Raw genomic sequence first — 20,000 nt, forward strand, 5'->3', positions numbered from 1 at the left:
GCCCAGCGATCAGTTTCGCACTGCGACGGCGATGCCTGCGCACCCCACCTGAGCTGGCGGGTTCATTTCGACGCGGGGGAGGCGGGCGTGTCTTTCGTCACCCGAAGTCTTTCTGCCAGCCGCAGCAGCAGGGAGAGCCGCACGTTCAGTGCCGCGGCGATGCGTTCCATGGTCCGCAGGGTGGGCGCGCCATCGCCGCGTTCGACGCGACTGACGGCGGCCGTTTGCAGGCCTGCGTGATTGGCCAGATCGCTTTGATTCCATCCGATTGCCTTGCGCCGGATCCGCACAGCTCGCCCGAAAGCCTGCTCGATCGTCATGATCTGGCTCGCCATGGCGGATCGGCGCCTATAGACCGGATGCCATGAGAAGGGAGGAGGGGGCGACCTCCAGCGCGGTGGCAATTCTGATGAGATTGAGCACGGACAGATTGCGTTCGCCCCGTTCGATCCGGCCCATGTGGCTGCGATCGATGCCGGTCGCATGGGCAAGCGCCTCCTGGGACACGCCAAGCGCTAACCGGCGAGCGCGGACCACTGCGCCAATGGCGGCCAGATGTCCTACATCGTCCTGTTTGCCCGAGACTCTTTGCATCCCGTGATGGTCAACGGTATGATGGTTATTTGGCCACGGCATTTACGACCCATTTTTGAACGGGGTGGCCTTTTCGCTTTAAGGCATATGTTTCTGATTCAGGACGAAAATCGATTGCCGCTTCAGTCGGCGATTGTTGGCGGCGGCGCGGGTGTGTGGGCGGTGATGGAGCAGTGGATGCCCGGCGACTTGCTGGTACTTCGCGTAGGGCAGAAGCGATCACGTGCGGTACCACGCGTCGTCTGGATGGGTCTCACCCGTGGTGCTGCTTCCCTTGATCAGTTTCTTGGTGGGCCGAGCGTGCTGCGCGGCGCGGCAGTGGTGAGCACGGGTGGCATGCAACGCGTTGACGACTGGCATCTGGATCCGTTGAGCGAGATCCGAATTGGCGCGAGCGAATATAGCGAGAGCCACCAGCGCCTGCTCACCGTGACGCAGTTCACCACCACCGCAGGTCGTAAGTTCTCAGTGCCCCATGGTTTCGCAACACGCTATCAGCGCGGGCGGCGCGTCTGGCACGCTCCCGAAGAAACGGGTACGCGATGACAGATACGCGCTTTCATGACGCGATGAATTGGTCGTGTTCGCCGAATCGCTCCAGCGGTTGGGGCAACCGCTACTTCATTGACACGGAGTTCAGCAACTTCCAGGCCCCTGAGGTTCTGAGCGTCGCAATCGTTGGAGAGAATGGTCTCGAGTTCTACGGCGAACGTACAGACTATAGCGAAACGCGGTGTAGCGATTTCGTCAGAGCGGTGGTGATACCGCAGTTTGGTCGACTCGAGGGGAGGGCGATGATTCTGGAGCAACTGAGCGAGGAGCTGCGTGGCTGGATCGCCGACGTTCCTGCGACATCCAAGCCTGTCCTCTGCTACGACCACGTCCTGGACATGGGCATGCTGCGGTCTCTGCTGAACGGTCAGTTGCCAATCGATTGGCAGTTCGAGAATATCAGCGGCCGAATCGACGCGACACTCCGGGCGGCATATTTCGTTAGGTATGGCGGCGAGCACCATGCGCTGCACGATGCGCGAGCCAATGCATACGCTTACTGCTTCTAGCTCAAAAATCGTCCACAGATATCCCTATCCTGTGGCACTGCGCGTTTCGCAGGGGCACCGGTTAGTTCCTCGCCACCGATTTGACAGAATGGATCTTATGCCCGAGGACCGCTGTGGACCCTAAGACCAGCATAATCGACAGGTCAAAATGAGCAGCGTAAGGCGATGCGTATAATGCGGCGGGCAAGCGAGCCCGCTGCAAGGTTGCCCGGCGCACCGTTTCCAAGCCAAAGGCTGTCTTCGGCTGGACAACGGACGCTTGCCGACCAACTAGCAATGGCAGAGATTGGTCGGTCTCGGACCTCCGCTTATCCTGGCAATGGCTTCCTGGCGCAGAAGGCGGCTACCGACCCACTCCGGTCAGATAACGCTCTCCAAACCGGTCAGTCAGCCAAATTCGGGTTCTGCGAACTGGAGCGCCAATAAGCGGCCGTTGGCGACTTCACCCCATCGGTCATGAACGGTCGCTCGTATTGCCGCTTTGAACGGCTCAGATGGGTCGGATAGCGGCCTTCGCCATGGGCTTCAGTTGTCGTGGCGGACCCACGGCGCTCGCTACTTCCAATTGTCACCTGTTGACAACCAGTGTGGCGAGCCTCACCACCCCATTGCAGAGTCCCTTGCTAGACCAACAAGTCCGCACAAATCGCACGCCCGTGCCGACAATTCAAGGCGGGGACGAATTTCGCCCAGACCGACTGCCGCGATCATGCATGATTCGGAGGCCACACGCAGGCAGCTGGGCTACGTAGGTCTCGACCGGGCACTTAATTCAGCTGCTTTTCGCCCCGACGAGTCGTCATCAGGGGGATGCGAATGGCCATAGCGACGGACGTAGCGGCCATCGACTGTCCGCGCAGTACGTTCTCCAGACCCAACATCATTCCGGGCGAATGTTGCCCTGTTTAATGACTGTCGCCCATTTTGCGCGCTCCGCATCAATAAACTTTCGAAATTCTTGGGGCTTATCACCAGAAGCCTCTGCGCCGATTGCGGCGAGACGTTCCTTGATGGCGGGTTGTGCCAAGACCTCGATTGTTGCCTTGTTGATCTTGTCTATGATTTCCGCAGAGGTGCCAGCAGGCGCGAACAAGCCGTTCCACTCATACACCTGGTAGCCCGGCAGCCCGGATTCGGCGATGGTGGGGACATCTGGCAGCGCGGCAGACCGCTTCGCGCCAGTTGTCGCCAGCACCTTCAACTTTTTGCCAGAGACCAGTGGGTAAGACGCTGCCATGTTGCTGAACATCATGTCCACCTGGCCACCCATCAAGTCACTCAAGGCTGGTGCGCCCCCCTTATAGGGTACGTGAAGCATATTCAGTCCGGACTGTTGGCGGAACAGCTCTGCTGCCAGATGCTGTGCGGTGCCGGAGCCCGCGGACGCATAGGTCAGCTTTCCAGGCGTAGCCTTGGCGCGCGCCACGATGTCCTTGGGCGAGTTGAACGGAGAGTTTGGAGGAACCACTAGAAGGTTTGGCACTAGCACCACCAGGGAGATAGGGGCAAAGTCCTTCGCGGTGTCGTAAGGAAGCTTCGGTTGCAGACTAGGATTGACCGAGTGAGCCGTAGCATCCAGTAGCAGGGTGTAGCCGTCCGGCGCAGCCTTGGCGACCGCGCCGGCACCGATCACGCCGCTCGCACCGGGGCGGTTGTCTACGACAATGGTCTGACCCAGCTTAGTACCCAGAGGGGCAGCTACGATGCGGGCGACCGTGTCGGCCGCGCCGCCTGCGGGATATGGAACGACGAGACGGATTGGATGATCCGGATAAGCGGCGCTGGCAAACGTGGTGACGCACAGCAGTATGAGGCCGGCAATGGCGCCCGTAACGGACTTGAACATTGTTTCGTCTCCAGAAAGTTATAGTTGTGTATTAGACCGTCGCGATCGGAGTCGCTGGCGAACCTACTGCGCCGGGAAGGCGCAGGGGTGGGGCGGTCAGCAGGAAGCGGCTACGATTGTGCTCGCGCAGCCAGCATGCCAATGGTGTCAATTGCCACAGCTCGCCGAGGTGAATGCCATTCTTGAACAGGCAATGTTCATGCAGCGGCAGTCGTGGCCCGCGTATGGGGGAAGGCGTCAGCGGTTTCGGCACAACCAGCTCCACGGCGGGGTTGTCTGCCAGCAGGCATGCCAGGCGCGAGTCGGTGATCCAATTGAGCAGCTTCGCGTCGTAGCCATCCAGTCCGGTGCCGGATTCGTGGAGTACCTTGAGATCGGGCGACTTGTTCATCGATAACAATGTGTCGGCGAACCCGGTATGGAGGCAGACCATATCACCCGACTCGACGGTTACGTTATCTGCTTCCAGAATGCGCATGAGCTGGTCGTAGCCGACAGCCTGTCGTTTACGCCCAATGTGGCGCTCGATGTCGATCATGACGCCGCGGCCTTGAGCACCGTGCTCAGCAAGGACGGCGATACTCAACGCGCCAGCTTCCGGGTTCTCGTATCTTGCCCACGCCTCGGGCGCTTGAGTCTCGACACCGGCTCTGATGTCCTCGCCGGCCCGAAAGCCGTTGTAGAAGACGGCTTCGTCGCTGCCGTCACCGTCGGCATCGAAATGACTGCCTACGTGTGCAAGGCTGTCCCACTGCGTTGAATACTGCAGGCTCATGAGCACGACATCGTCATTGACCACGTCCGTCAGATCGGGATCCTCCGAACGGTACGACCAGCAGAAACCCTGCTGCCCGGCGCTCTTTCCATCCCGAAGGACGGCGAAGCGCCGCGGTGGCTGCCGACGCACGTTCATGGTTTGGCCGCCGGGGTAATCGAGGGGAAGCGAAAGGCAGAACGTAATGCCTTCGCGTACCTCTGCGACGCCTTGAAGTACCTTGGCGCGATCCACCAGGTTCATGCGCCCACGCTGATCGTTCGGTCCAAATTCGCCCCAATTGCTGCCGTCCGGCTTACGCTGCCACCGCCTTGGTGCTTCACTCATGTCGGCTCCTTACCGCAGCTTCGCAAGTTCGGCCAGCACGTTCGTCGCGGCGGCAACACCCATGTTGACGAAGGCATCGCTCGTTACGCCTCCGATGTGCGGACTGATGATGAACTTGCTGTTTCTGAAGAAGGGATGATCGGCGGGTGGCGGCTCTTCCTGCAACGAATCCAGGCCTGCTGCGGCCACTTTGCCGCGCTCAACTGCTGCCAGAAGCGCGCTTTCTTCAACGAGCCCACCGCGCGCGGTGTTGACGACGATAACGCCATCCTTACATTTAGCCAGGTTCTCCGCGTTGAGCAGTCCGCGATTCTCGGTGGTCAGTGGGCAATGGAACGATATGACGTCCGAATTTCGCCAGATCGTGTCGAGGCTGACGTTCTCGATGTTCGCCGGCAGATCGGTGGCATAAGGGTCAAATCCAATGACCTTCATGTCCATGGCATTCGCCATCCGCGCGAAACGTCGGCCGATCGCCCCCAGGCCGACAAGACCGAGCGTGCGCCCCCTCAGCTCGAGGCTTTGATGCGTTGATTTGTCCCAATGGCCGTTGCGTGTGCGTTGGTCTAGGCTTACCACCGATTTTGCGCAGGCCAGCATTAGCGCCAGCGCTTGTTCGGCCACTGCTGCCGCATTTGCGCCTGCTGCGGCCACGACTTTGACGCCACGAGCCTTCGCAGCTTCCTGGTCGATGTTGTCGATGCCACTTCCGTGCTTTGACAGGACGCGAATCGACGGCGCCGCGTCGAGCGCCATGGCGCCGACCTTGCTTGTGCGGACGATGATCGCCACAGGCGCGTAACGCCGGCAAAGTTCTGCGGTCTCTTCTTCGGTTGCCGCTTTACCTGCATAGACCAGTTCGAAGTCGGACAGCAGCGCGACCGCCTGTGGCGCAATGCTCGCCGCGGTCACAACGATTGCGGGCTTGTCTGGCGTACTCACAGCGTTTCCCCTGCCTTCAGGACACCGGCGGCACGCAAGGCATCATTCAGCCAGGATGGTCGCAGTGCTTCGCCGGATTTGATGCCTTCGATGCGTTTACGCTCCGCCGCTACCTTCCTTGCAGCCTCCTCGATCAGAGTCGGCGCTTTTTCGCGTTCGATGACGACCACGCCGTCTGCATCGCCGATGACCAGATCGCCCGGGCGCACTGTAACGCCGCCACATTGAATCGGATGATTCACGCGGCCGGGTACGAACTTGGTAGGGCCGTTGGGATTCAGTCCTACAGAGTACATCGGGAAGCCAGTCTCGATGATCTCTTCGGCATCACGCGCAGCGGCGTCCAGGACGACGGCAGCCACACCGAGAGCAATGCACTGATTGACCATGATTGCGCCCATCAGCGCGCTGTTTTGGTCGCCTTTGCCGTCAACGATAATGACGTCGCCAGGTTGAGCCAGTGCCATCGCGGCGTGAATCATCAGGTTATCGCCGGGGCGAACTTCCACGGTGACAGCCGGACCACAGAACTTGCTCTTCTGACTGAGAGGTGCGATCCGCCCGTGCAGTCCGCCGCGGCGACCCGCTACATCGGCGAAGATCGAAGACGCGTACTCGGACGCCTGCTTGACGATGTCGGATGAAACGCGTTCGAAATCACGGATGACATCAGGGAGTTGTTGGGTTGCCGACATGGTCGCTCCTAAAATCTGCGAATGAATTCAGCCGCGCAGTTGGCAAGCCAACTGACGGATTGTGAAACTGCGAAAGTGGAATTCCGGCGCGCGGTCGCGCGCCGAGGCATTAATCGATGGTCGCGCCCGAGTCTCTGACCACGACTCGCCAGCGAGCAAGATCCTTTTGCAATAGGTCTGCAAATGCTGCGGTACTACCGCCCAAGACCTGTCCTCCTTCGGCCTCGATCTTGGAACGAACGGCGGGGACCTGGAGTACTCGATTCAATTCGGCATTGAGTCTTGCGACGACGGGTGCCGGGGTGCCGGCGGGTGCAAGCAGGCCGAACCATGTGTCCGCGTCAAATTGCTTCACGCCGGCTTCCGCCACTGTGGGCGTGTTAGGCAATTGCGGCGAACGCTTCGCAGAGGTCACAGCGATTCCGCGCAACTTGCCGGTCTTGATTTGGCCCATCACCGTAGGGACGGAGCCAATATAGATTTCTACCTGACCACTCAAAACGTCGGTGAGAGCCTGCGATGCACCCTTGTATGGAATGTGCTGCATCTTCACGCCAGCCTGCTTCTGCAGGAGTTCCATGGCGAGGTGTGCGACCGTACCATTGCCTGGCGTGCCGAACGTTACCGTGCCTGGCTTGGCCTTCGCGGCGGCAAGCACGTCCGCCAGGTTCTTGTATGGTGAACTGTTGTTGGCAACTATCGCGAGAGGTGCGGAGGCAATCAAGCCGATGGGCGTGAGATCTTTCGCTGGTTCATACGGCAGCTTCTTGTACAACGACGGGTTGATGGCAAGATTGCTGGTCTGGCCGAATACCAGCGTGTAGCCGTCAGGCGATGCTTTTGCCGCAGCCTCGACGCCGAGGTTGCCGCCAGCACCTGGCTTGTTGTCGACGATGATGGTCCACTTCAGATCCCGGCTCAGTTGTTGGCCAATTTCGCGCGAGAAGGTATCCGGCGCGCCGCCCGGGGGGAAGGGAACGATCAGGCGAATGGGCTTGGACGGATAGGCGTCTGTGGCATATGCAGGAAGGCCAGGCACTGCAGCAATGGTGCAGGCGGCCAGAACGCGAAGGATGATCTTCAAGGGTGTCTCCAATTGAACCTTGTATTTGTGCCTTGACTATAGATAGTTGTTCCGTGCTATACAATCGCGTTGTCCATAGCGGAACATGTACCATGAAACGGAATGCTCAGCCTGAAAATGCGCCCGAAGGTGCGGATAAAGACACAATCATTGCGGTCACCCGTGCTCTGCAAATTCTCGAAGCCTTCTCTGCCGATGACGCTTCGTTAAGCTTGTCGGAGTTGAGCCGACGGGTCGGGATGGGCAAATCGACCGTGCTGCGTACAGCGAGGACACTGGCGCAAAGCGAGTACCTGGTCCAACGCGAAGATGGCCAATGGCGCCTCGGCGCGGCCGCAGGATGGCTGGGCGCGCGTTATCAGGCTGCATTTCGCGTGAATGAAACGGTAGAGCCCGTGCTCAGGCGAATTAGCTACGAAACACGCGAAAGCGCGGCCTTTTATGTCCGGGAGGGAGACACTCGGGCCTGCCTGGTGCGAGTGGAAGGGCCGGGCGCGGTGCGGCACCACGTGCGCGTCGGAGAGAGGCTTTCTCTCACCGGAGCGCCGGGCAGAGTGTTGCGGGCATTCGCAGGCGAAAGCGGCGAGCCTTACGAGGCCATTCGCAAAGATGGTTATTTCATTTCAATGGGCGAACGGGAGCCTGAAGTTTCGAGCCTGGCTGTCCCGGTGTTCGGAATCAATTGGACTTTGGCTGGGGCTCTTTGCATCTCAGGGCCCATTAGTCGGCTGACGCGAGATAAGTTGGCGGAGTATGTGGATCTGATGCTGGCAGCGGGAAAGGAAGTGTCCTATGCAATTTCCGGCTCCCGGGATCAGAGTGTCCGCCCTACGACATGGCATCCCTGATTTTTCGAGACGCGATTTTGAGCCACTGCTCTAACTACCTCATCAGAGCCTTGCGGGATCAATCTGGCGCGCAGTTCCGGTGACTTGATAGCGGTGTCGATGGCCTTGTTCATCTTCTCTAGGATCGCGTCAGGGGTACCGCGCGGGGCGAAGACGCCGGAACGGACGGTCAGCGTGTCGAAGCAAAGCGGTAATCGCGCCTTGATCGAATCTGCCATCGCCCACCTCGAGCGACGACCTACCATTCATTACGAAGCCAACCACGTCGTTGGGGTGTTAGCACTGGTTGACGCTGGTCTTGGCATGGCCGTGCTCCCAGGCATGGCGGTGCCGCGCGATCATTCTCGGCTTTGCGCAATCCCTTTGATCGAACCTAACGTGGACCGCGTCCTGGCGCTGATACGCCGCCGAGACAGGCCATTGCGGCCTGCCGCGGAGGCGTTATATGAAACAATCACATTGGAAGTGACGGGTATTTGATTGTCCAGTTGGTATGACTATTTCACCCGGAAATCAATAGCTCCTTGATCCGGGGCCCGATGGATGTCCGATGGGCTTTCTTTCGGTGCCAACGGTCTGTGGGTGACGTTCTCTGACCGACCAAAAATAGACGGGCATAAACGCAATATCGGACGACCAATCGCAGGCTGAAAGCGGTCATTGACCTGGGTGAAGCAAAGTTCGGCCACTCCGGTCTCCGAGAACGGATTTCGCTCGTGCTGGTGGATAGAAGCCGGCCCACTTGCGGCCGGCGCGGCTCTCGCGCCGCACAGAATCCGCCTCGTCATGCCTAGTCTTGTCCGGCGGGGTCAGCGCATTCGGGTGCTTCTTGCGACACTTGAAATTGCGCTGGCTTTTACTATTTTATTTTCTGCTCAGGCAGTCGCGAAGTCGCGCTGCGTGTTTCTGTTTGTTTGCCGGCAGCCAGGCAGGTGAATGGGAGCGCGTGATGCCCATCCCTCCTTGCTGCATTAAAGGAGGCTACGACCATGAGTGAAGCATTCTTCGAAACCGACCTCTTCAGTGAACTCGATCGCCTGCAAAGGCAAATGACGTCGCTGTTCGGCGGCTTTCCTTCCAGCATCCGCGCTGGACGCTTCGGCGCATTTCCTGCAATCAACATCGGCGCGACGGACGACTCCATCGAGATCGTTGCATTTGCGCCCGGAGTGAAGCAAGCAGATCTCGAAGTCTCGATCGACAGAGGCTTGCTGACAATCAGCGGCGAACGCCAATCCGTCTGTCCCGACGACACGTCGGAGGCCCGACGCTACGCTCAGGAGCGTTTTGTCGGCAGCTTCCGCCGGGTAATCGAGCTCCCTACCGACGTAGATCCCGACAAGGTGCAAGCACACTATGCCAACGGCTGTCTGTCGGTCAGGGTGGGCAAGCGCGAGGCATCGAAGCCGCGAGCGATCACCGTCCAATAGCCGGAAGGAGACTGCCATGAACGATTCTTCGCAAGTCGTCGAACACGAACCGAGCGCTGTGGCGCAACCTCGGGACGACAAGGCTACGCAGGCCACGCGGCCCGTCACGCTACTGCCGGCGGTGGACATCGTCGAGGACAGCAGCGGCGTTACGCTTTGGGCAGACCTGCCGGGCGTGACCCGCGACAAGCTGCAAGTCAGCGTCCACGACGGCAGCCTCCACATCGAGGCCGAAGCTGTCGTGCCGACACCGGCCGGGTTACGGGTGCAGCATGCGGAAATGCGTCAGCCCCACTTTGCTCGGGCCTTCGCGCTGAGTCCGGACTTGGATTCAACCCAGATCGGCGCTCAGTTGCAGGATGGCGTGCTGAAGTTGACTATTCCCCGCCGCGATGAAGCGCGTCCACGACGCATAACCGTCAACGTCACGTAGCGCCTTCATGACGCGTCCACAAGGATGCGAACGCGTCCACAAGGATGCGAACGCGTCATGCGCTATTGCGATGCCAACGCAGGGCGCATGACGCCTTTCGACAATCGATGATACTCAATCGGGAGCCGCGACATGAAAACGGAACACAAGTGGAACCCTTTCAAATTCCTGCGGAAGACTGTCGACAAAACGACCGCCAATGAAGCGTCGGGCACCGCCCCACCACGGCACCGAGTTCCGGAATGGACGGACGTATCGCGACTTTTCTCTGGCGATCCCTGGCGTGCCATGAGCGACTTCCTGCATGAACCTCTCGCCAACTTCAGTGGCCTGGACCGCTGGTTTGGCGACTTCAGTTCGTCGCGTTTCCAGCCTCGGATCGACGTCGTCGACGACGGCGCGGCACTTCGGATCACTGCCGAATTGCCCGGCATGGAACGCGAGGAGGTGCAGATCAGCATTGAGGATGGTGCGCTAGTGCTGAGGGGCGAGAAGAAGCAGGATGTCCGGACCGAGGAAAGCGGATGCTATCGCCTTGAGCGCGCGTACGGCGCGTTCATGCGTAGCATCCCCTTGCCGGACGGGCTTGACCTGGACAACGTCGAAGCCCGATTTAACCAAGGGGTTCTGACGCTGCGCTTGCCTAAGAGCGACACGTCATCGTCCTCCGCGCGCAAGATCAACATCCAATGAACCACCGAGACCTATTACATAGCGGAGGCCTCTCATGGAATTCGATACCGACTGGATGACATTGGGCAAGCATCGCGTGCGCCTTTTGTGCGCACGCGGTTTCCCAACTGAAAAGACGCGCTACGTGGCGGAGGTGTCGCGTCTTGCAATTGAGCACAACCTGAGCGCCGCGGCACGCCTGCTGCAGGTCGCGGCGGTCGGGGAAAGTGCCTATACGATCAGTATTGGCACGACCTTCCCGAAGGACAAAGACGCTGCCCTGCCTCTTGAGGTGGCACTGGCCACGGTATTTGGCTTGAAGCCTGATCGGATCAGCATGGAAATCACGGTGGTCAGTCAGGCTGACGTGGACTTGCATTTCGGCGTCTACGAGCGGATGTTGGCGGAGAAGCTGGGCATCATCGCGCCGATACATTGATTTGCCATGTGTTACGGTGCGCCACGACGCCGCTGATCCAATCGGGTGTGATGATTGAAGGCGGAAAATCTAATTCTTTCGACCCGGGAATTGGTGCTTCGTCAGGGGGCCATGTCCCGGGCCGAAAGCAAGTGAATCGGCGTTGGGAGCCGATTTACTAAAATTCTTTCCGATTTAAGGCGTCCGAGGCAATTTTTAGAGAAGGAAGACATGCTCGAAAAATCGCAACTTGATCAAGCAATCGATCAAATCCACGCGCTGTATGCGGCATTGAGCACGGTTTTGGCGTCCGGCCTAACCGATGAGACTAGAAGCTTCGCCGAGGAGATCTTAAAAGATGCGCGGCCATTCCTCGACGCGCAAGAGCGAAGCACTTAGGCGGATCAAACGGCCGGCTCCCGCCGGCCTTTTTTCGGAAACGTTGCGACAGTAAATGTGTCAACTCACCCGGCGATCACCGTCCGTTTTGCGCCATCCCTTGCTGGATAAGCGTTTGCGGGTTGTGAACTGAATCTGCCACCAGGAAGCTCGAGCCGGCGGGCCAGGCCCGACCAAAGGCAGAAAGCTGCCATGTGCGGTCCCTTGCGATCCGTTCGCGAATGTCCGCTCACGAGGGGACCCGCCTTTTGATGATAGGTGTAACTGCAACTCGTCGACTGAGCCGCCTGTGCAACACCGGCTGCCGTCAATCGCGACCACGCGTTAAGTTCTGAGACGGTCGAACGGTCACTCGTGGCCTGAACCGGGTCGTCATGAGCCGCAAACCGCGGAAGTTCACGGACTCACCCGAAGGCGGGAAGGCGCTGGCGCTTTGTTCATCCAATTGATTAGTGGCCCCCCGCGCACAATGGATGACCGACCCGAATCAGGGCAGCATCATCCTCCCCGTCAGAGGCATCGGGTTCCAATGTTCGACGCCCAAGTAAAGGCGGTAAAATCCGATGGCCCACGGTTTGCGCACGAGCGATGTTTTTGGGGCAGACTCGAACAGAAGGCCAAGACATGGAACGACAGACTGACTCTCGTCCCCCCCCGACAGATGTCGGCTCCCGACAGCCTGCACCGGCTCACCTTAGTGACATGCTTGATAGTCTGAGCGACGGATTCATGTCGATAGACAAGTCGTGGCGCTTCACCTATCTCAATAATACGGCTGAACGATACTTGCGGCAGGAGCGGAAGAACCTGCTCGGACGCGACATATGGCAGTGTTACCCGGACTTGGTGGACTCCGGCTACTTTCGCATCTATCAGCAGACGGCGGCAACGGGAATTCCCGGCTGTCACACTGACTATTACGCACCGCTCGGCACCTGGTTTGAGGCTCGCTCATTTCAGCACGACGATGGCATCACGGTACTCTTCCGCGACGTCACACGAGAACACGAGGACGCGGCACAGTTGGAATTCGAAGCTAGTCACGACTACCTGACTGGCTTGGCGAACCGCCGCAAGTGCATGGAAGTGATGTCACACGCGGTCGCCGAGGCTGCTTCATTGGGCCTTACGGACAGCGCTTCCCTGGCACTGCTGTTTATTGACTTGGACCATCTCAAGGAAGTCAACGACGCGTTCAGTCATGCTGTCGGCGATGAGTTGCTGCGCGGCTTTGCCAAAAGGCTACTCGCAATTCTCGAACCTGCTGTCTTCGCCGCGCGCGTAGGGGGCGACGAGTTTGTTCTGTTGTTACGCAATACCACTGAAAGTGCAGCAGAAGCGCTTGCGCACTCGGTGCTCAATGTGCTCGCAGTGCCATTCGATACATGCGGCAGATCCATCTCCCTGTCGGCCAGCGTTGGTATCGCGCTACTGAGAGATGAACGGGAATCAGCCGCAGTGTTGCTGAGTCATGCCGATACAGCCATGTACGCAGCGAAGTCATCTGGCGGGTTTCAAGTGCGCACGTACGACGCGGCACTCGACCGGGGCGTGCGCGACCGCGCTGCCTTGCGTATCGATCTCCGCAGGGCATTTGCGGGAAACCAGTTCGAGCTCCACTTCCAGCCTCAAATGGCACTCTCCGACACCTCCCTGATCGGTGCCGAGGCGCTCCTTCGCTGGCGTCATCCTGAACGAGGCTTGCTCACGCCTTACGCATTCCTGGATCTGTTGCTTGACTCCCCATATGAAGGCGCTCTCGTCGAATGGCTGCTCAATGAAGTTTGCCAGCAAATTGGCACATGGCGGCGGATGGGCGTAATCGTGCCGCGGATCAGCCTCAATCTGTCGGCTCGGCAACTGCTCGGTGTAGGGCTCGCAGATAGGATTCTCCAGATCGCGAGGGCGAACGACATCTCCCCCACCATGCTCGATATTGAAGTCACGGAAGACTCTTTAGTGAGCGATATCAAGAAGGCATCGTCGGTTCTTGCCGCGCTGAAGCAAGCGGGAATATCCACATCGCTGGACGACTTCGGCGCTGGATACTCCAGCCTCAGCTATCTGGTCCGACTGCCTATCGACACGCTCAAGATCGACAAATCGTTTGTTCGCGCGTTGGTGGATTCAGAGAAGGCATCGGCGATCATTCGAGGCATCGTCGGTCTTGCTCGTTCGCTGGGCATGAAAACTATCGCAGAAGGCGTCGAGTACCGGAGTCAGCTCGAAGAGTTGAAGGACGCCGGATGCGACGCTGTCCAGGGTTATCTAATCAGCCGCCCGCTTAACCCAGAAGCCTTTGTTGAATTTATGCAAGGTTTGTGAAGGCGCCAAACGGAAATGAACGCTCGCACGTTGCCTGTGCGATGAGAATAAACAAAATGAGTGGGCCAGCGGCTTCGTCAGCGTATGGACAGCGACCAGGGGCCGTACCGGCGCCGCTTTGGCGCGGCGCGCGACTAATCGGGGCGCCCGGCTCTAGCAGACCGCGACGCGGATGCTGCCGGCGGGCCCGTACTTCGACGCCGAGGCACGCCCCCGATTCAAGGTCGATCACCGGCTGACAGTACGGAATGAACTCGCCATTTCGCGGGCTCCGGCGCACATCCGGCGCAGAACCGTTGCGCAGTGCCTGTAACAGCCGTGCCCCAAGGCCTCGGAACCCGCCAGCTACGGTACGCCTTAGCATCCTTGCCAAGACCGATGTTTCGCCATCCCCGTTTCTCACGCCGCAGCATCCGAGATGACGTTTCATCGAGTGGATCTCGCAAGGCTCGTGCGAGATGTCGTTCAGGCAGATTTGTGAACGATAGCCGGGTGACTGTGGAATCCGCGCGAGAGAGGCAGTCTGTGTAATGCGCGACTCCCCTTCGCTCACTAGCGTAATACGCCAAGGCGTCGCGCTGTTCGGGGCCGCAGGAATCAGACAAAGGGAGACAGAATCAAAAAAGACGCGCGATCGACCGCGCGCCTAAGGTAGTTCCTGTCGCGCTGCCAGACGGGCACGGACGACGCACCGGGAGCCACCTTCATGGTCAAGATCTATGGAAGAAAGCGCACGGCCAACGGCTATGCGATTCGCGACTTCCTTCATCGCAGCGACATCCCTTTCGAATGGATCGAGCTCACACGCGATGAGGACGCCGCGGCGCTTGCAGGCGTGCAGCATCTGTCCGATTCTCGCTTGCCCGTGTGCGTCTTCCATGACGGCACACGGCTCGAATGCCCGACCATCCGGCAGATCACCGAAAAGCTCGGCTGGTTCGCCAACCCTTCACGCTCGGAGTACGACCTCGCCATTTACGGCGCCGGTCCCGCGGGACTGAGCGCCGCGGTGTACGGTGCATCGGAAGGGCTGCGCACGGTGCTGGTGGAGCGGTGGGCCATCGGGGGTCAGGCCGGCAGCAGCTCGAAGATCGAGAACTACCTCGGCTTTCCGGATGGCATCGGCGGCTGGGAACTCGCCGAGCGGGCTCGCGCCCAGGCAATGAAGTTCGGTTCCGAGATACTTCTTGCGCGCGCCGGCATGCGCGCGGAATTTCCGCCAGGCAAGGGCGTCGTCTATCTGGAAGACGGCACCCGCATTACAGCACGAACGTCGATCTGCGCGACGGGCGTGGCGTATCGCAAGCTCGGCCTGGCCGACGAGGATCGCTTCTTCGGCTCCGGCCTTTATTATGGCGCGGGTGCAAGTGAAGCAGCACTGATGCATGGCGAGGACGTCTATATCGTCGGCGGGGGAAACTCGGCCGGGCAGGCGGCCATGTACTTCGCGCAGTCGGCCAATCGCGTCTGCATGGTAGTGCGCGACACGTCGCTGAAGCACACGCTCTCGCAGTATCTGGTGGACCGCGTGAACTCGGCACCGAATATCGAAGTTAAGACGTGCACCCAAGTCATGGCGCTTGGCGGGGACGAGACGCTGCGTGAAGTCACGCTGACCGATGTGCGCACCGGCCAGCACCGCAGCGTGAAGACGCACTGGCTCTTCGTCTGCATTGGTGGCGTGCCGCAAACCGAATGGGCAGCGCAGGTGGGCATCGTGCGGGACGAGGCCGGCTATCTCGTCACCGGTCCAGACCTGCGCGAGTTCGAGCACGACCAGCGATGGCCACTCGAGCGCGCACCGCTGTACCTGGAGACCAGCATGCCGGGCGTGTTCGCCGCGGGAGACGTGCGCCATGCGTCGATCAAGCGCGTGGCATCGGCGGTAGGTGAAGGCGCGATGTGCGTGGCGCTGGTGCATCGCTATCTGAACGGCGGCTGAACGGCCGCGTACGGTTGTTGCCAAGCATGCGTGAGGCTCGCAAGGCGTCGCAAGGCGACGCCGCACAAGCGGCATCGCCCACGGGCCTTCTATCACACGTGCGCCGGTTTCTGCTCCTCCACCTGGCGCGCCGGCTCCGCTTCGACGGATCGTTTCTGCACGCGCACCGCATTCGCGCCCGAGTCGTAGGTGATCGTCACCTTGTCGCCGTCGCGCACGTCGCCCCGCAGCAGCGCATCGGCGAGTTGCGATTCCACCTCCGCCCGAATCTTGCGCTTGAGCATCCGTGCGCCGAACTCGGGGTCATAGCCGATATCCGCGAGATGATTGCGCAGCGAATCGTCGAACGACAACTCGATATTTTGTCCGGCCGCTGTGCGCTGCACGCGCGCGAGTTGCAGATCAACGATGCTGCGGATCTGCGCCTTGCCGAGTGCATGGAACACCACTACTTCATCGACGCGGTTCAGGAACTCGGGCCTGAAATGATGTCGCAGCACCTCCATCAGACGGTCGCGCAGCTCGGGGTAGTCGAGCTGCTTCTTGTCGGCACGCATGTTGTCCTGGATCATCTGCGATCCAATATTGCTTGTCGCGATGATGATCGTGTTCGTGAAATCCACGAGACGTCCTTTTCCGTCTGTGAGACGGCCCTCGTCGAAGAGCTGCAGCAGGATGTTGTGGACTTCCGAATGCGCCTTCTCGATCTCGTCGAGCAGCACCACGCTATATGGGCGGCGCCGCACTCGCTCAGTCAACTGACCGCCTTCCTCATAACCGACATAGCCCGGAGGCGAGCCGACCAACCGCGCCACGGTATGCCGCTCGGAGTACTCGCTCATGTCGATACGCACCAACTCGTTCTCGTCGCCGAACACGGAGGCAGCGAGGGCTTTGGCGAGTTCGGTCTTGCCCACGCCAGTCGGTCCGAGAAACAGGAAGCTCGCAGTCGGCTTGCCGCCTTCGGAGAGACCGGCACGTGAGAGGCGGACGGCCTTCGCGACGGCGCTGACCGCCTCGTCCTGGCCGACCACACGCTCCCTCAGGCGTTCTTCGAGGCGAAGCAGCTTCTCTCGATCCTCAGCGGTGAGTTCGGACACTGGTACGCCGGTGAGCGATGCCACGACCTGAGCGATGTCCTCCGCCGTCACCTTTTGCGAACTGGTGCCGCGTTCCTTCTTCCACGCTTCTGTCGCATCGTTGAGGCGCTCCTGCTCTGAGATGAGCTTCCCTTCCAGTTCCTTCGCCTTGTCAAACTGCTTGGCGGCGCTTGCCGCATCTTGCTCCTGGCGTGTGCGGCGGATGCTTGCCTCGATGTCGTGCAGTTGCGTCGGCCTGGAATTCGATGCGATGCGCACGCGAGCGGCTGCCTGGTCGAGCAGGTCGATGGCCTTGTCAGGCAGGAATCGCGCGGCGATATAGCGGTCCGACAGCTTCGCCGCAGCCGCGATGGCTTCCTCGGTGATCTTTACTTTATGATGTGCTTCAAGGCGGTCGCGTAGCCCGCGCAGGATTTCAATGGTTTCTGCGACGCTCGGCTCGGGTACGTTCACCGGCTGGAAGCGGCGCTCGAGGGCCGAGTCCTTCTCGATGTACTTTTGGTACTCGTTGAGCGTCGTGGCGCCCACCAGATGCAGTTCGCCGCGCGCGAGCGCCGGCTTGAACACGTTGCCGATGTCCAGCCCACCTTCACCGCCGCCCTGGCCGGCACCCACGATCGTATGCAGTTCATCGATGAAGACGATCAGCCGGTCCTGGTTCTCGACGATCTCATCGAGCACTTGCTTCACACGCTCTTCGAACTCGCCACGGTATTTTGCCCCCGCCACCACGCTGTTAATGTTCAACTCGACGACGCGCTTGCCGCGCAGCACTTCCGGGACCTGGTCCTGCGCGATACGCTGCGCGAGTCCTTCCACGATCGCCGTCTTGCCGACACCCGGTTCGCCGATCAGCACCGGGTTGTTCTTGCGCCGTCGGGCAAGAACCTCGATAGTCGTTTCGATTTCCTTGTCGCGGCCGATCACCGGATCGAGCTTGCCGCGCCGCGCGAGATCGCTGAGATCGCGCGCGTACTTGTCGAGCGTTGGCGTGGTGGAGCGCCCCTCGACGGTGCCTTCCTCGGCGCCCTTGCCGACCACCTTGACGGTCTTCTGCCGGAGCGCATGCGACGATAGCCCGTACTTCCGCAGCAACTCGCCCGCGAAGCCATCTTCCTCTTCGACGAGCCCGACCAGGATATGCTCCGGCCCAACATAGCTGTGACCGAGTTCCCGCGACGCGGTGAGCGCGTTCTCCAGTGCGCTCTTTGCGCGCGGCGATACGCCGATGCGTTCCTCGTCCGTCCTCTCCGCGCGAGTGCCACGCGGGGCATTCTGATCGACGTCCTTCTTGATCTCTTCGGGATCCAGCTTGAATTCGCGCAGGATCTCCTGCACCACGTTATTGTCGGCAAGAGCGAGCAGCAGGTGTTCTGTATCGACTTCGGACTTGCCGAACTCGACCGCCTTTTGCGCGGCCGCCTGCAAGCGGTCCAGGCCGCTCTCGCTCAGGAACGTCTGCAGGTCAACTGCTTCGCGCGCACGGCGATGCCGACGCGGCCGGCCGCCGGGCAAGCCGGCACGAGTACCCGCGCCGGCGCCGCCGTTGCCGCCGTCTCCGGCGCTCGCGCGCGACTCGTCCGCTTGGCCGAGGGAATGCAAGCCACCCCGCCTACCTTCAAGCGGTGACCACATATCTTCGAAGAGACTTTCAAAGAGGCCGCCGTGAAAGAGCGACTCAAGCGGCGAGAGGCTGCGCTGGTTGCGTGCCATGAACTGCATGTAGTGCTGGTCGCACAGCGTCAACTGACGACGCTGGCCGTTCTCGGTGATCGTGATCTGCGAGGTCGCCGGTTTTCCGCAGACGCTGCAAGTAGCCATGATGATCTCCGTTGGATGGGCAGTGGAGGATTGGGGGCGAGGCGCCGAGCGCAATGGGTGAGAAGATGCCCCGCGCGCGCAGGAGCGCATCGGCTGATCATCGACGCGAGCGCGCAGCATGGAGCCTTGTCGCCCTCCGAATCGCCTTACTTGATCTCGATGCGCCGCGTTGCCGCGGTTTCTTTGGCCGCTTTGGGCACCCGCACGGTGAGAACGCCGTTCTCGAAATTCGCCTTGGCGCGTTCAAGATCGACGCCGGAAGGAAGCGGAATCGCGCGCTGGAACTGTCCGAACGCCCGCTCCACCCGGTAACAGCCTTTTTCGTCGCTCTTCGATTCGATGCGCTTCTCGCCGGTCAGCACCAACATGTCCTCAACGATTTCGAGCTCCACGTCCTCGCGCGACAGTCCTGGCAACTCGGCCACGATGCGCAGCGCGTCGCCATCGTCGATCACGTCGAGGCGCGGCTGAAAGCCGCTAGGACTGAAGTCGCCGAACCAGTTTCCGAGCGGGCCCATCGCCCCGAACGGATCGCGTATCAGGTCCGTGAAAAGATGCAGAGGATCGGGTAGCGGCGAGCGCGCCGTATCGAATGATGCCGGCCATGCGGACGCAGCCACATTCGGAGTCGACGGCGCGGGTGCCTGCTGCGAGGTAGCAGGCGCGGCGTTCATCTTCGCGTCTGCGCTTTTTTCCTCGGGGCTCTTACGCAGGAAACGGAAAGGGTTCCACCTATCGAGATCCAATGACATCGCTGTGCTCCTTTGTTCCAGCGAGCCGCCAGAGCGGCCCGCATCGTCAGTAACTCGTGCTGCGGTGTCGCCGCCCGATGTCAGCCCTTCGCATATTCGAACTCCGGCAGCTTTTTCAGCGCCTCCTTGCTTGCGCCGGGGAGGATTGCCTTCGGTGCCATCTGCTTGAAATGCTGAACGGGGACAGCGACACGATGCGTCGCCATCCCGAGAAAGCCACCCACATCGATAATTGCGGCCGAGAGTGAGCCATCGGGTGCCACAATCAGGTCGTCGACCCGGCCGATCTTTTCGTTCTTATCGTTGTAGACGTCGGTGTGGATCATCTTCGATGCGCGCCAGCCCGTTGCAACCATTTGCGCTTCGGTGACGGTTACGCCCAGTGTCGCCTTGCCCGCGATAGGCACATCCTGCGCTGTCGCGGCGCTTGCCACCAGGCCACCAGCGGATAGCGCAAGCACGAGCGTCGACAATCTTGCGGCCGAGATGAGGTGAGTCTTCATGATGTTCTCCGGAATGCGCAGCGGGATAGATGG

Annotated in this window: 22 protein-coding genes; 11 read left to right on the forward strand and 11 right to left on the reverse strand. The window is 60.3% G+C overall.

Features of this window, described 5'->3' with window-relative positions:
* Positions 1-62: 62 nt before the first annotated feature.
* Both ACOABP_RS14500 and ACOABP_RS14505 read right to left on the reverse strand, forming a co-directional pair.
* Positions 63-335 carry a helix-turn-helix domain-containing protein gene (locus tag ACOABP_RS14500; protein ID WP_474225743.1) on the reverse strand — a complete coding sequence of 91 codons (273 nt, stop codon included), beginning with the start codon at positions 333-335 and terminating at the stop codon, positions 63-65.
* Positions 336-348: 13 nt separating this feature from the next.
* Positions 349-594 (reverse strand): helix-turn-helix domain-containing protein, encoded by a 246-nt coding sequence (locus ACOABP_RS14505; protein ID WP_474225745.1) that lies wholly within the window; start codon positions 592-594, stop codon positions 349-351.
* On the opposite strand from ACOABP_RS14505, the gene ACOABP_RS14510 reads away from it, so the two are divergent.
* Both ACOABP_RS14510 and ACOABP_RS14515 read left to right on the forward strand, forming a co-directional pair.
* A complete protein-coding gene (locus ACOABP_RS14510; RefSeq protein ID WP_474227892.1) occupies positions 556-1,140 on the forward strand; it encodes a hypothetical protein in 585 nt (194 codons plus the stop codon). The genes ACOABP_RS14505 and ACOABP_RS14510 overlap by 39 nt on opposite strands.
* Positions 1,137-1,655: a 3'-5' exonuclease family protein gene (locus ACOABP_RS14515; protein ID WP_474225747.1), complete on the forward strand. Its 519-nt coding sequence runs from the start codon at positions 1,137-1,139 to the stop codon at positions 1,653-1,655. Before ACOABP_RS14510 ends, ACOABP_RS14515 begins: the two co-directional genes overlap by 4 nt.
* Before the next feature lie 880 nt (positions 1,656-2,535).
* Here ACOABP_RS14515 and ACOABP_RS14520 read toward each other — a convergent pair.
* The 5 genes from ACOABP_RS14520 to ACOABP_RS14540 form a co-directional block, all read right to left on the reverse strand.
* Complete coding sequence (locus tag ACOABP_RS14520; protein ID WP_474225748.1) at positions 2,536-3,501, reverse strand: tripartite tricarboxylate transporter substrate binding protein; 966 nt, start codon at positions 3,499-3,501, stop codon at positions 2,536-2,538.
* Between the two features lie 31 nt (positions 3,502-3,532).
* The gene (locus ACOABP_RS14525; protein ID WP_474225749.1) at positions 3,533-4,603 is read right to left on the reverse strand and encodes a cyclase family protein; all 1,071 of its coding nucleotides are present in this window, start codon (positions 4,601-4,603) and stop codon (positions 3,533-3,535) included.
* Between the two features lie 9 nt (positions 4,604-4,612).
* Positions 4,613-5,545 carry an NAD(P)-dependent oxidoreductase gene (locus ACOABP_RS14530; protein ID WP_474225750.1) on the reverse strand — a complete coding sequence of 311 codons (933 nt, stop codon included), beginning with the start codon at positions 5,543-5,545 and terminating at the stop codon, positions 4,613-4,615.
* Positions 5,542-6,240, reverse strand: coding sequence for an RraA family protein (locus ACOABP_RS14535; RefSeq protein ID WP_474225751.1), 699 nt, complete (start codon positions 6,238-6,240; stop codon positions 5,542-5,544). The genes ACOABP_RS14530 and ACOABP_RS14535 overlap by 4 nt, the downstream gene beginning before the upstream one ends.
* A 109-nt stretch (positions 6,241-6,349) precedes the next feature.
* Positions 6,350-7,324 (reverse strand): Bug family tripartite tricarboxylate transporter substrate binding protein, encoded by a 975-nt coding sequence (locus ACOABP_RS14540; protein WP_474225752.1) that lies wholly within the window; start codon positions 7,322-7,324, stop codon positions 6,350-6,352.
* A 92-nt stretch (positions 7,325-7,416) separates the two neighbouring features.
* Here ACOABP_RS14540 and ACOABP_RS14545 point away from each other — a divergent pair, with 92 nt between their 5' ends.
* The 8 genes from ACOABP_RS14545 (at position 7,417) to ACOABP_RS14580 (ending at position 13,849) form a co-directional block, all read left to right on the forward strand.
* Positions 7,417-8,172 (forward strand): IclR family transcriptional regulator, encoded by a 756-nt coding sequence (locus ACOABP_RS14545; RefSeq protein WP_474225753.1) that lies wholly within the window; start codon positions 7,417-7,419, stop codon positions 8,170-8,172.
* Between the two features lie 99 nt (positions 8,173-8,271).
* The gene (locus tag ACOABP_RS14550) at positions 8,272-8,652 is read left to right on the forward strand and encodes a LysR substrate-binding domain-containing protein (protein ID WP_474225754.1); all 381 of its coding nucleotides are present in this window, start codon (positions 8,272-8,274) and stop codon (positions 8,650-8,652) included.
* A gap of 509 nt (positions 8,653-9,161) precedes the next feature.
* The gene (locus tag ACOABP_RS14555) at positions 9,162-9,602 is read left to right on the forward strand and encodes an Hsp20/alpha crystallin family protein (RefSeq protein ID WP_474225755.1); all 441 of its coding nucleotides are present in this window, start codon (positions 9,162-9,164) and stop codon (positions 9,600-9,602) included.
* A gap of 16 nt (positions 9,603-9,618) precedes the next feature.
* Positions 9,619-10,035, forward strand: coding sequence for an Hsp20/alpha crystallin family protein (locus ACOABP_RS14560; protein WP_474225756.1), 417 nt, complete (start codon positions 9,619-9,621; stop codon positions 10,033-10,035).
* Between the two features lie 132 nt (positions 10,036-10,167).
* Complete coding sequence (locus tag ACOABP_RS14565; RefSeq protein ID WP_474225757.1) at positions 10,168-10,728, forward strand: Hsp20/alpha crystallin family protein; 561 nt, start codon at positions 10,168-10,170, stop codon at positions 10,726-10,728.
* A gap of 34 nt (positions 10,729-10,762) precedes the next feature.
* Complete coding sequence (locus tag ACOABP_RS14570; RefSeq protein WP_474225758.1) at positions 10,763-11,146, forward strand: hypothetical protein; 384 nt, start codon at positions 10,763-10,765, stop codon at positions 11,144-11,146.
* A 210-nt stretch (positions 11,147-11,356) separates the two neighbouring features.
* A complete protein-coding gene (locus ACOABP_RS14575) occupies positions 11,357-11,524 on the forward strand; it encodes a hypothetical protein (protein ID WP_474225759.1) in 168 nt (55 codons plus the stop codon).
* Between the two features lie 702 nt (positions 11,525-12,226).
* A complete protein-coding gene (locus tag ACOABP_RS14580; protein ID WP_474225760.1) occupies positions 12,227-13,849 on the forward strand; it encodes a putative bifunctional diguanylate cyclase/phosphodiesterase in 1,623 nt (540 codons plus the stop codon).
* Here ACOABP_RS14580 and ACOABP_RS14585 read toward each other — a convergent pair.
* Positions 13,833-14,279 (reverse strand): EAL domain-containing protein, encoded by a 447-nt coding sequence (locus ACOABP_RS14585; RefSeq protein WP_474225761.1) that lies wholly within the window; start codon positions 14,277-14,279, stop codon positions 13,833-13,835. The genes ACOABP_RS14580 and ACOABP_RS14585 overlap by 17 nt on opposite strands.
* A gap of 276 nt (positions 14,280-14,555) precedes the next feature.
* On the opposite strand from ACOABP_RS14585, the gene ACOABP_RS14590 reads away from it, so the two are divergent.
* Positions 14,556-15,791 (forward strand): NAD(P)/FAD-dependent oxidoreductase, encoded by a 1,236-nt coding sequence (locus ACOABP_RS14590; RefSeq protein WP_474225762.1) that lies wholly within the window; start codon positions 14,556-14,558, stop codon positions 15,789-15,791.
* A gap of 92 nt (positions 15,792-15,883) precedes the next feature.
* Here ACOABP_RS14590 and ACOABP_RS14595 read toward each other — a convergent pair whose 3' ends face one another.
* The 3 genes from ACOABP_RS14595 to ACOABP_RS14605 form a co-directional block, all read right to left on the reverse strand.
* Positions 15,884-18,712: an ATP-dependent Clp protease ATP-binding subunit gene (locus ACOABP_RS14595; RefSeq protein ID WP_474225764.1), complete on the reverse strand. Its 2,829-nt coding sequence runs from the start codon at positions 18,710-18,712 to the stop codon at positions 15,884-15,886.
* Between the two features lie 146 nt (positions 18,713-18,858).
* Positions 18,859-19,464 (reverse strand): Hsp20/alpha crystallin family protein, encoded by a 606-nt coding sequence (locus ACOABP_RS14600; protein ID WP_474225765.1) that lies wholly within the window; start codon positions 19,462-19,464, stop codon positions 18,859-18,861.
* 80 nt (positions 19,465-19,544) lie between these two features.
* Positions 19,545-19,967: a PRC-barrel domain-containing protein gene (locus ACOABP_RS14605; RefSeq protein ID WP_474225766.1), complete on the reverse strand. Its 423-nt coding sequence runs from the start codon at positions 19,965-19,967 to the stop codon at positions 19,545-19,547.
* Positions 19,968-20,000 lie beyond the last annotated feature (33 nt).

This window comes from Cupriavidus sp. HE11 (assembly GCF_056097175.1).

What these genes read in the sequence shown, in the direction of transcription:
- ACOABP_RS14500 (WP_474225743.1), bottom strand. Translation starts at nt 335, where the DNA reads ATGGCGAGCCAGATCATGACGATCGAGCAGGCTTTCGGGCGAGCTGTG.
- ACOABP_RS14510 (WP_474227892.1), top strand. Translation starts at nt 556, where the DNA reads ATGTCCTACATCGTCCTGTTTGCCCGAGACTCTTTGCATCCCGTGATG.
- ACOABP_RS14505 (WP_474225745.1), bottom strand. Translation starts at nt 594, where the DNA reads ATGCAAAGAGTCTCGGGCAAACAGGACGATGTAGGACATCTGGCCGCC.
- ACOABP_RS14515 (WP_474225747.1), top strand. Translation starts at nt 1,137, where the DNA reads ATGACAGATACGCGCTTTCATGACGCGATGAATTGGTCGTGTTCGCCG.
- ACOABP_RS14520 (WP_474225748.1), bottom strand. Translation starts at nt 3,501, where the DNA reads ATGTTCAAGTCCGTTACGGGCGCCATTGCCGGCCTCATACTGCTGTGC.
- ACOABP_RS14525 (WP_474225749.1), bottom strand. Translation starts at nt 4,603, where the DNA reads ATGAGTGAAGCACCAAGGCGGTGGCAGCGTAAGCCGGACGGCAGCAAT.
- ACOABP_RS14535 (WP_474225751.1), bottom strand. Translation starts at nt 6,240, where the DNA reads ATGTCGGCAACCCAACAACTCCCTGATGTCATCCGTGATTTCGAACGC.
- ACOABP_RS14545 (WP_474225753.1), top strand. Translation starts at nt 7,417, where the DNA reads ATGAAACGGAATGCTCAGCCTGAAAATGCGCCCGAAGGTGCGGATAAA.
- ACOABP_RS14550 (WP_474225754.1), top strand. Translation starts at nt 8,272, where the DNA reads ATGGCCTTGTTCATCTTCTCTAGGATCGCGTCAGGGGTACCGCGCGGG.
- ACOABP_RS14555 (WP_474225755.1), top strand. Translation starts at nt 9,162, where the DNA reads ATGAGTGAAGCATTCTTCGAAACCGACCTCTTCAGTGAACTCGATCGC.
- ACOABP_RS14560 (WP_474225756.1), top strand. Translation starts at nt 9,619, where the DNA reads ATGAACGATTCTTCGCAAGTCGTCGAACACGAACCGAGCGCTGTGGCG.
- ACOABP_RS14565 (WP_474225757.1), top strand. Translation starts at nt 10,168, where the DNA reads ATGAAAACGGAACACAAGTGGAACCCTTTCAAATTCCTGCGGAAGACT.
- ACOABP_RS14570 (WP_474225758.1), top strand. Translation starts at nt 10,763, where the DNA reads ATGGAATTCGATACCGACTGGATGACATTGGGCAAGCATCGCGTGCGC.
- ACOABP_RS14575 (WP_474225759.1), top strand. Translation starts at nt 11,357, where the DNA reads ATGCTCGAAAAATCGCAACTTGATCAAGCAATCGATCAAATCCACGCG.
- ACOABP_RS14580 (WP_474225760.1), top strand. Translation starts at nt 12,227, where the DNA reads ATGCTTGATAGTCTGAGCGACGGATTCATGTCGATAGACAAGTCGTGG.
- ACOABP_RS14585 (WP_474225761.1), bottom strand. Translation starts at nt 14,279, where the DNA reads ATGAAACGTCATCTCGGATGCTGCGGCGTGAGAAACGGGGATGGCGAA.
- ACOABP_RS14590 (WP_474225762.1), top strand. Translation starts at nt 14,556, where the DNA reads ATGGTCAAGATCTATGGAAGAAAGCGCACGGCCAACGGCTATGCGATT.
- ACOABP_RS14595 (WP_474225764.1), bottom strand. Translation starts at nt 18,712, where the DNA reads ATGGCTACTTGCAGCGTCTGCGGAAAACCGGCGACCTCGCAGATCACG.
- ACOABP_RS14600 (WP_474225765.1), bottom strand. Translation starts at nt 19,464, where the DNA reads ATGTCATTGGATCTCGATAGGTGGAACCCTTTCCGTTTCCTGCGTAAG.
- ACOABP_RS14605 (WP_474225766.1), bottom strand. Translation starts at nt 19,967, where the DNA reads ATGAAGACTCACCTCATCTCGGCCGCAAGATTGTCGACGCTCGTGCTT.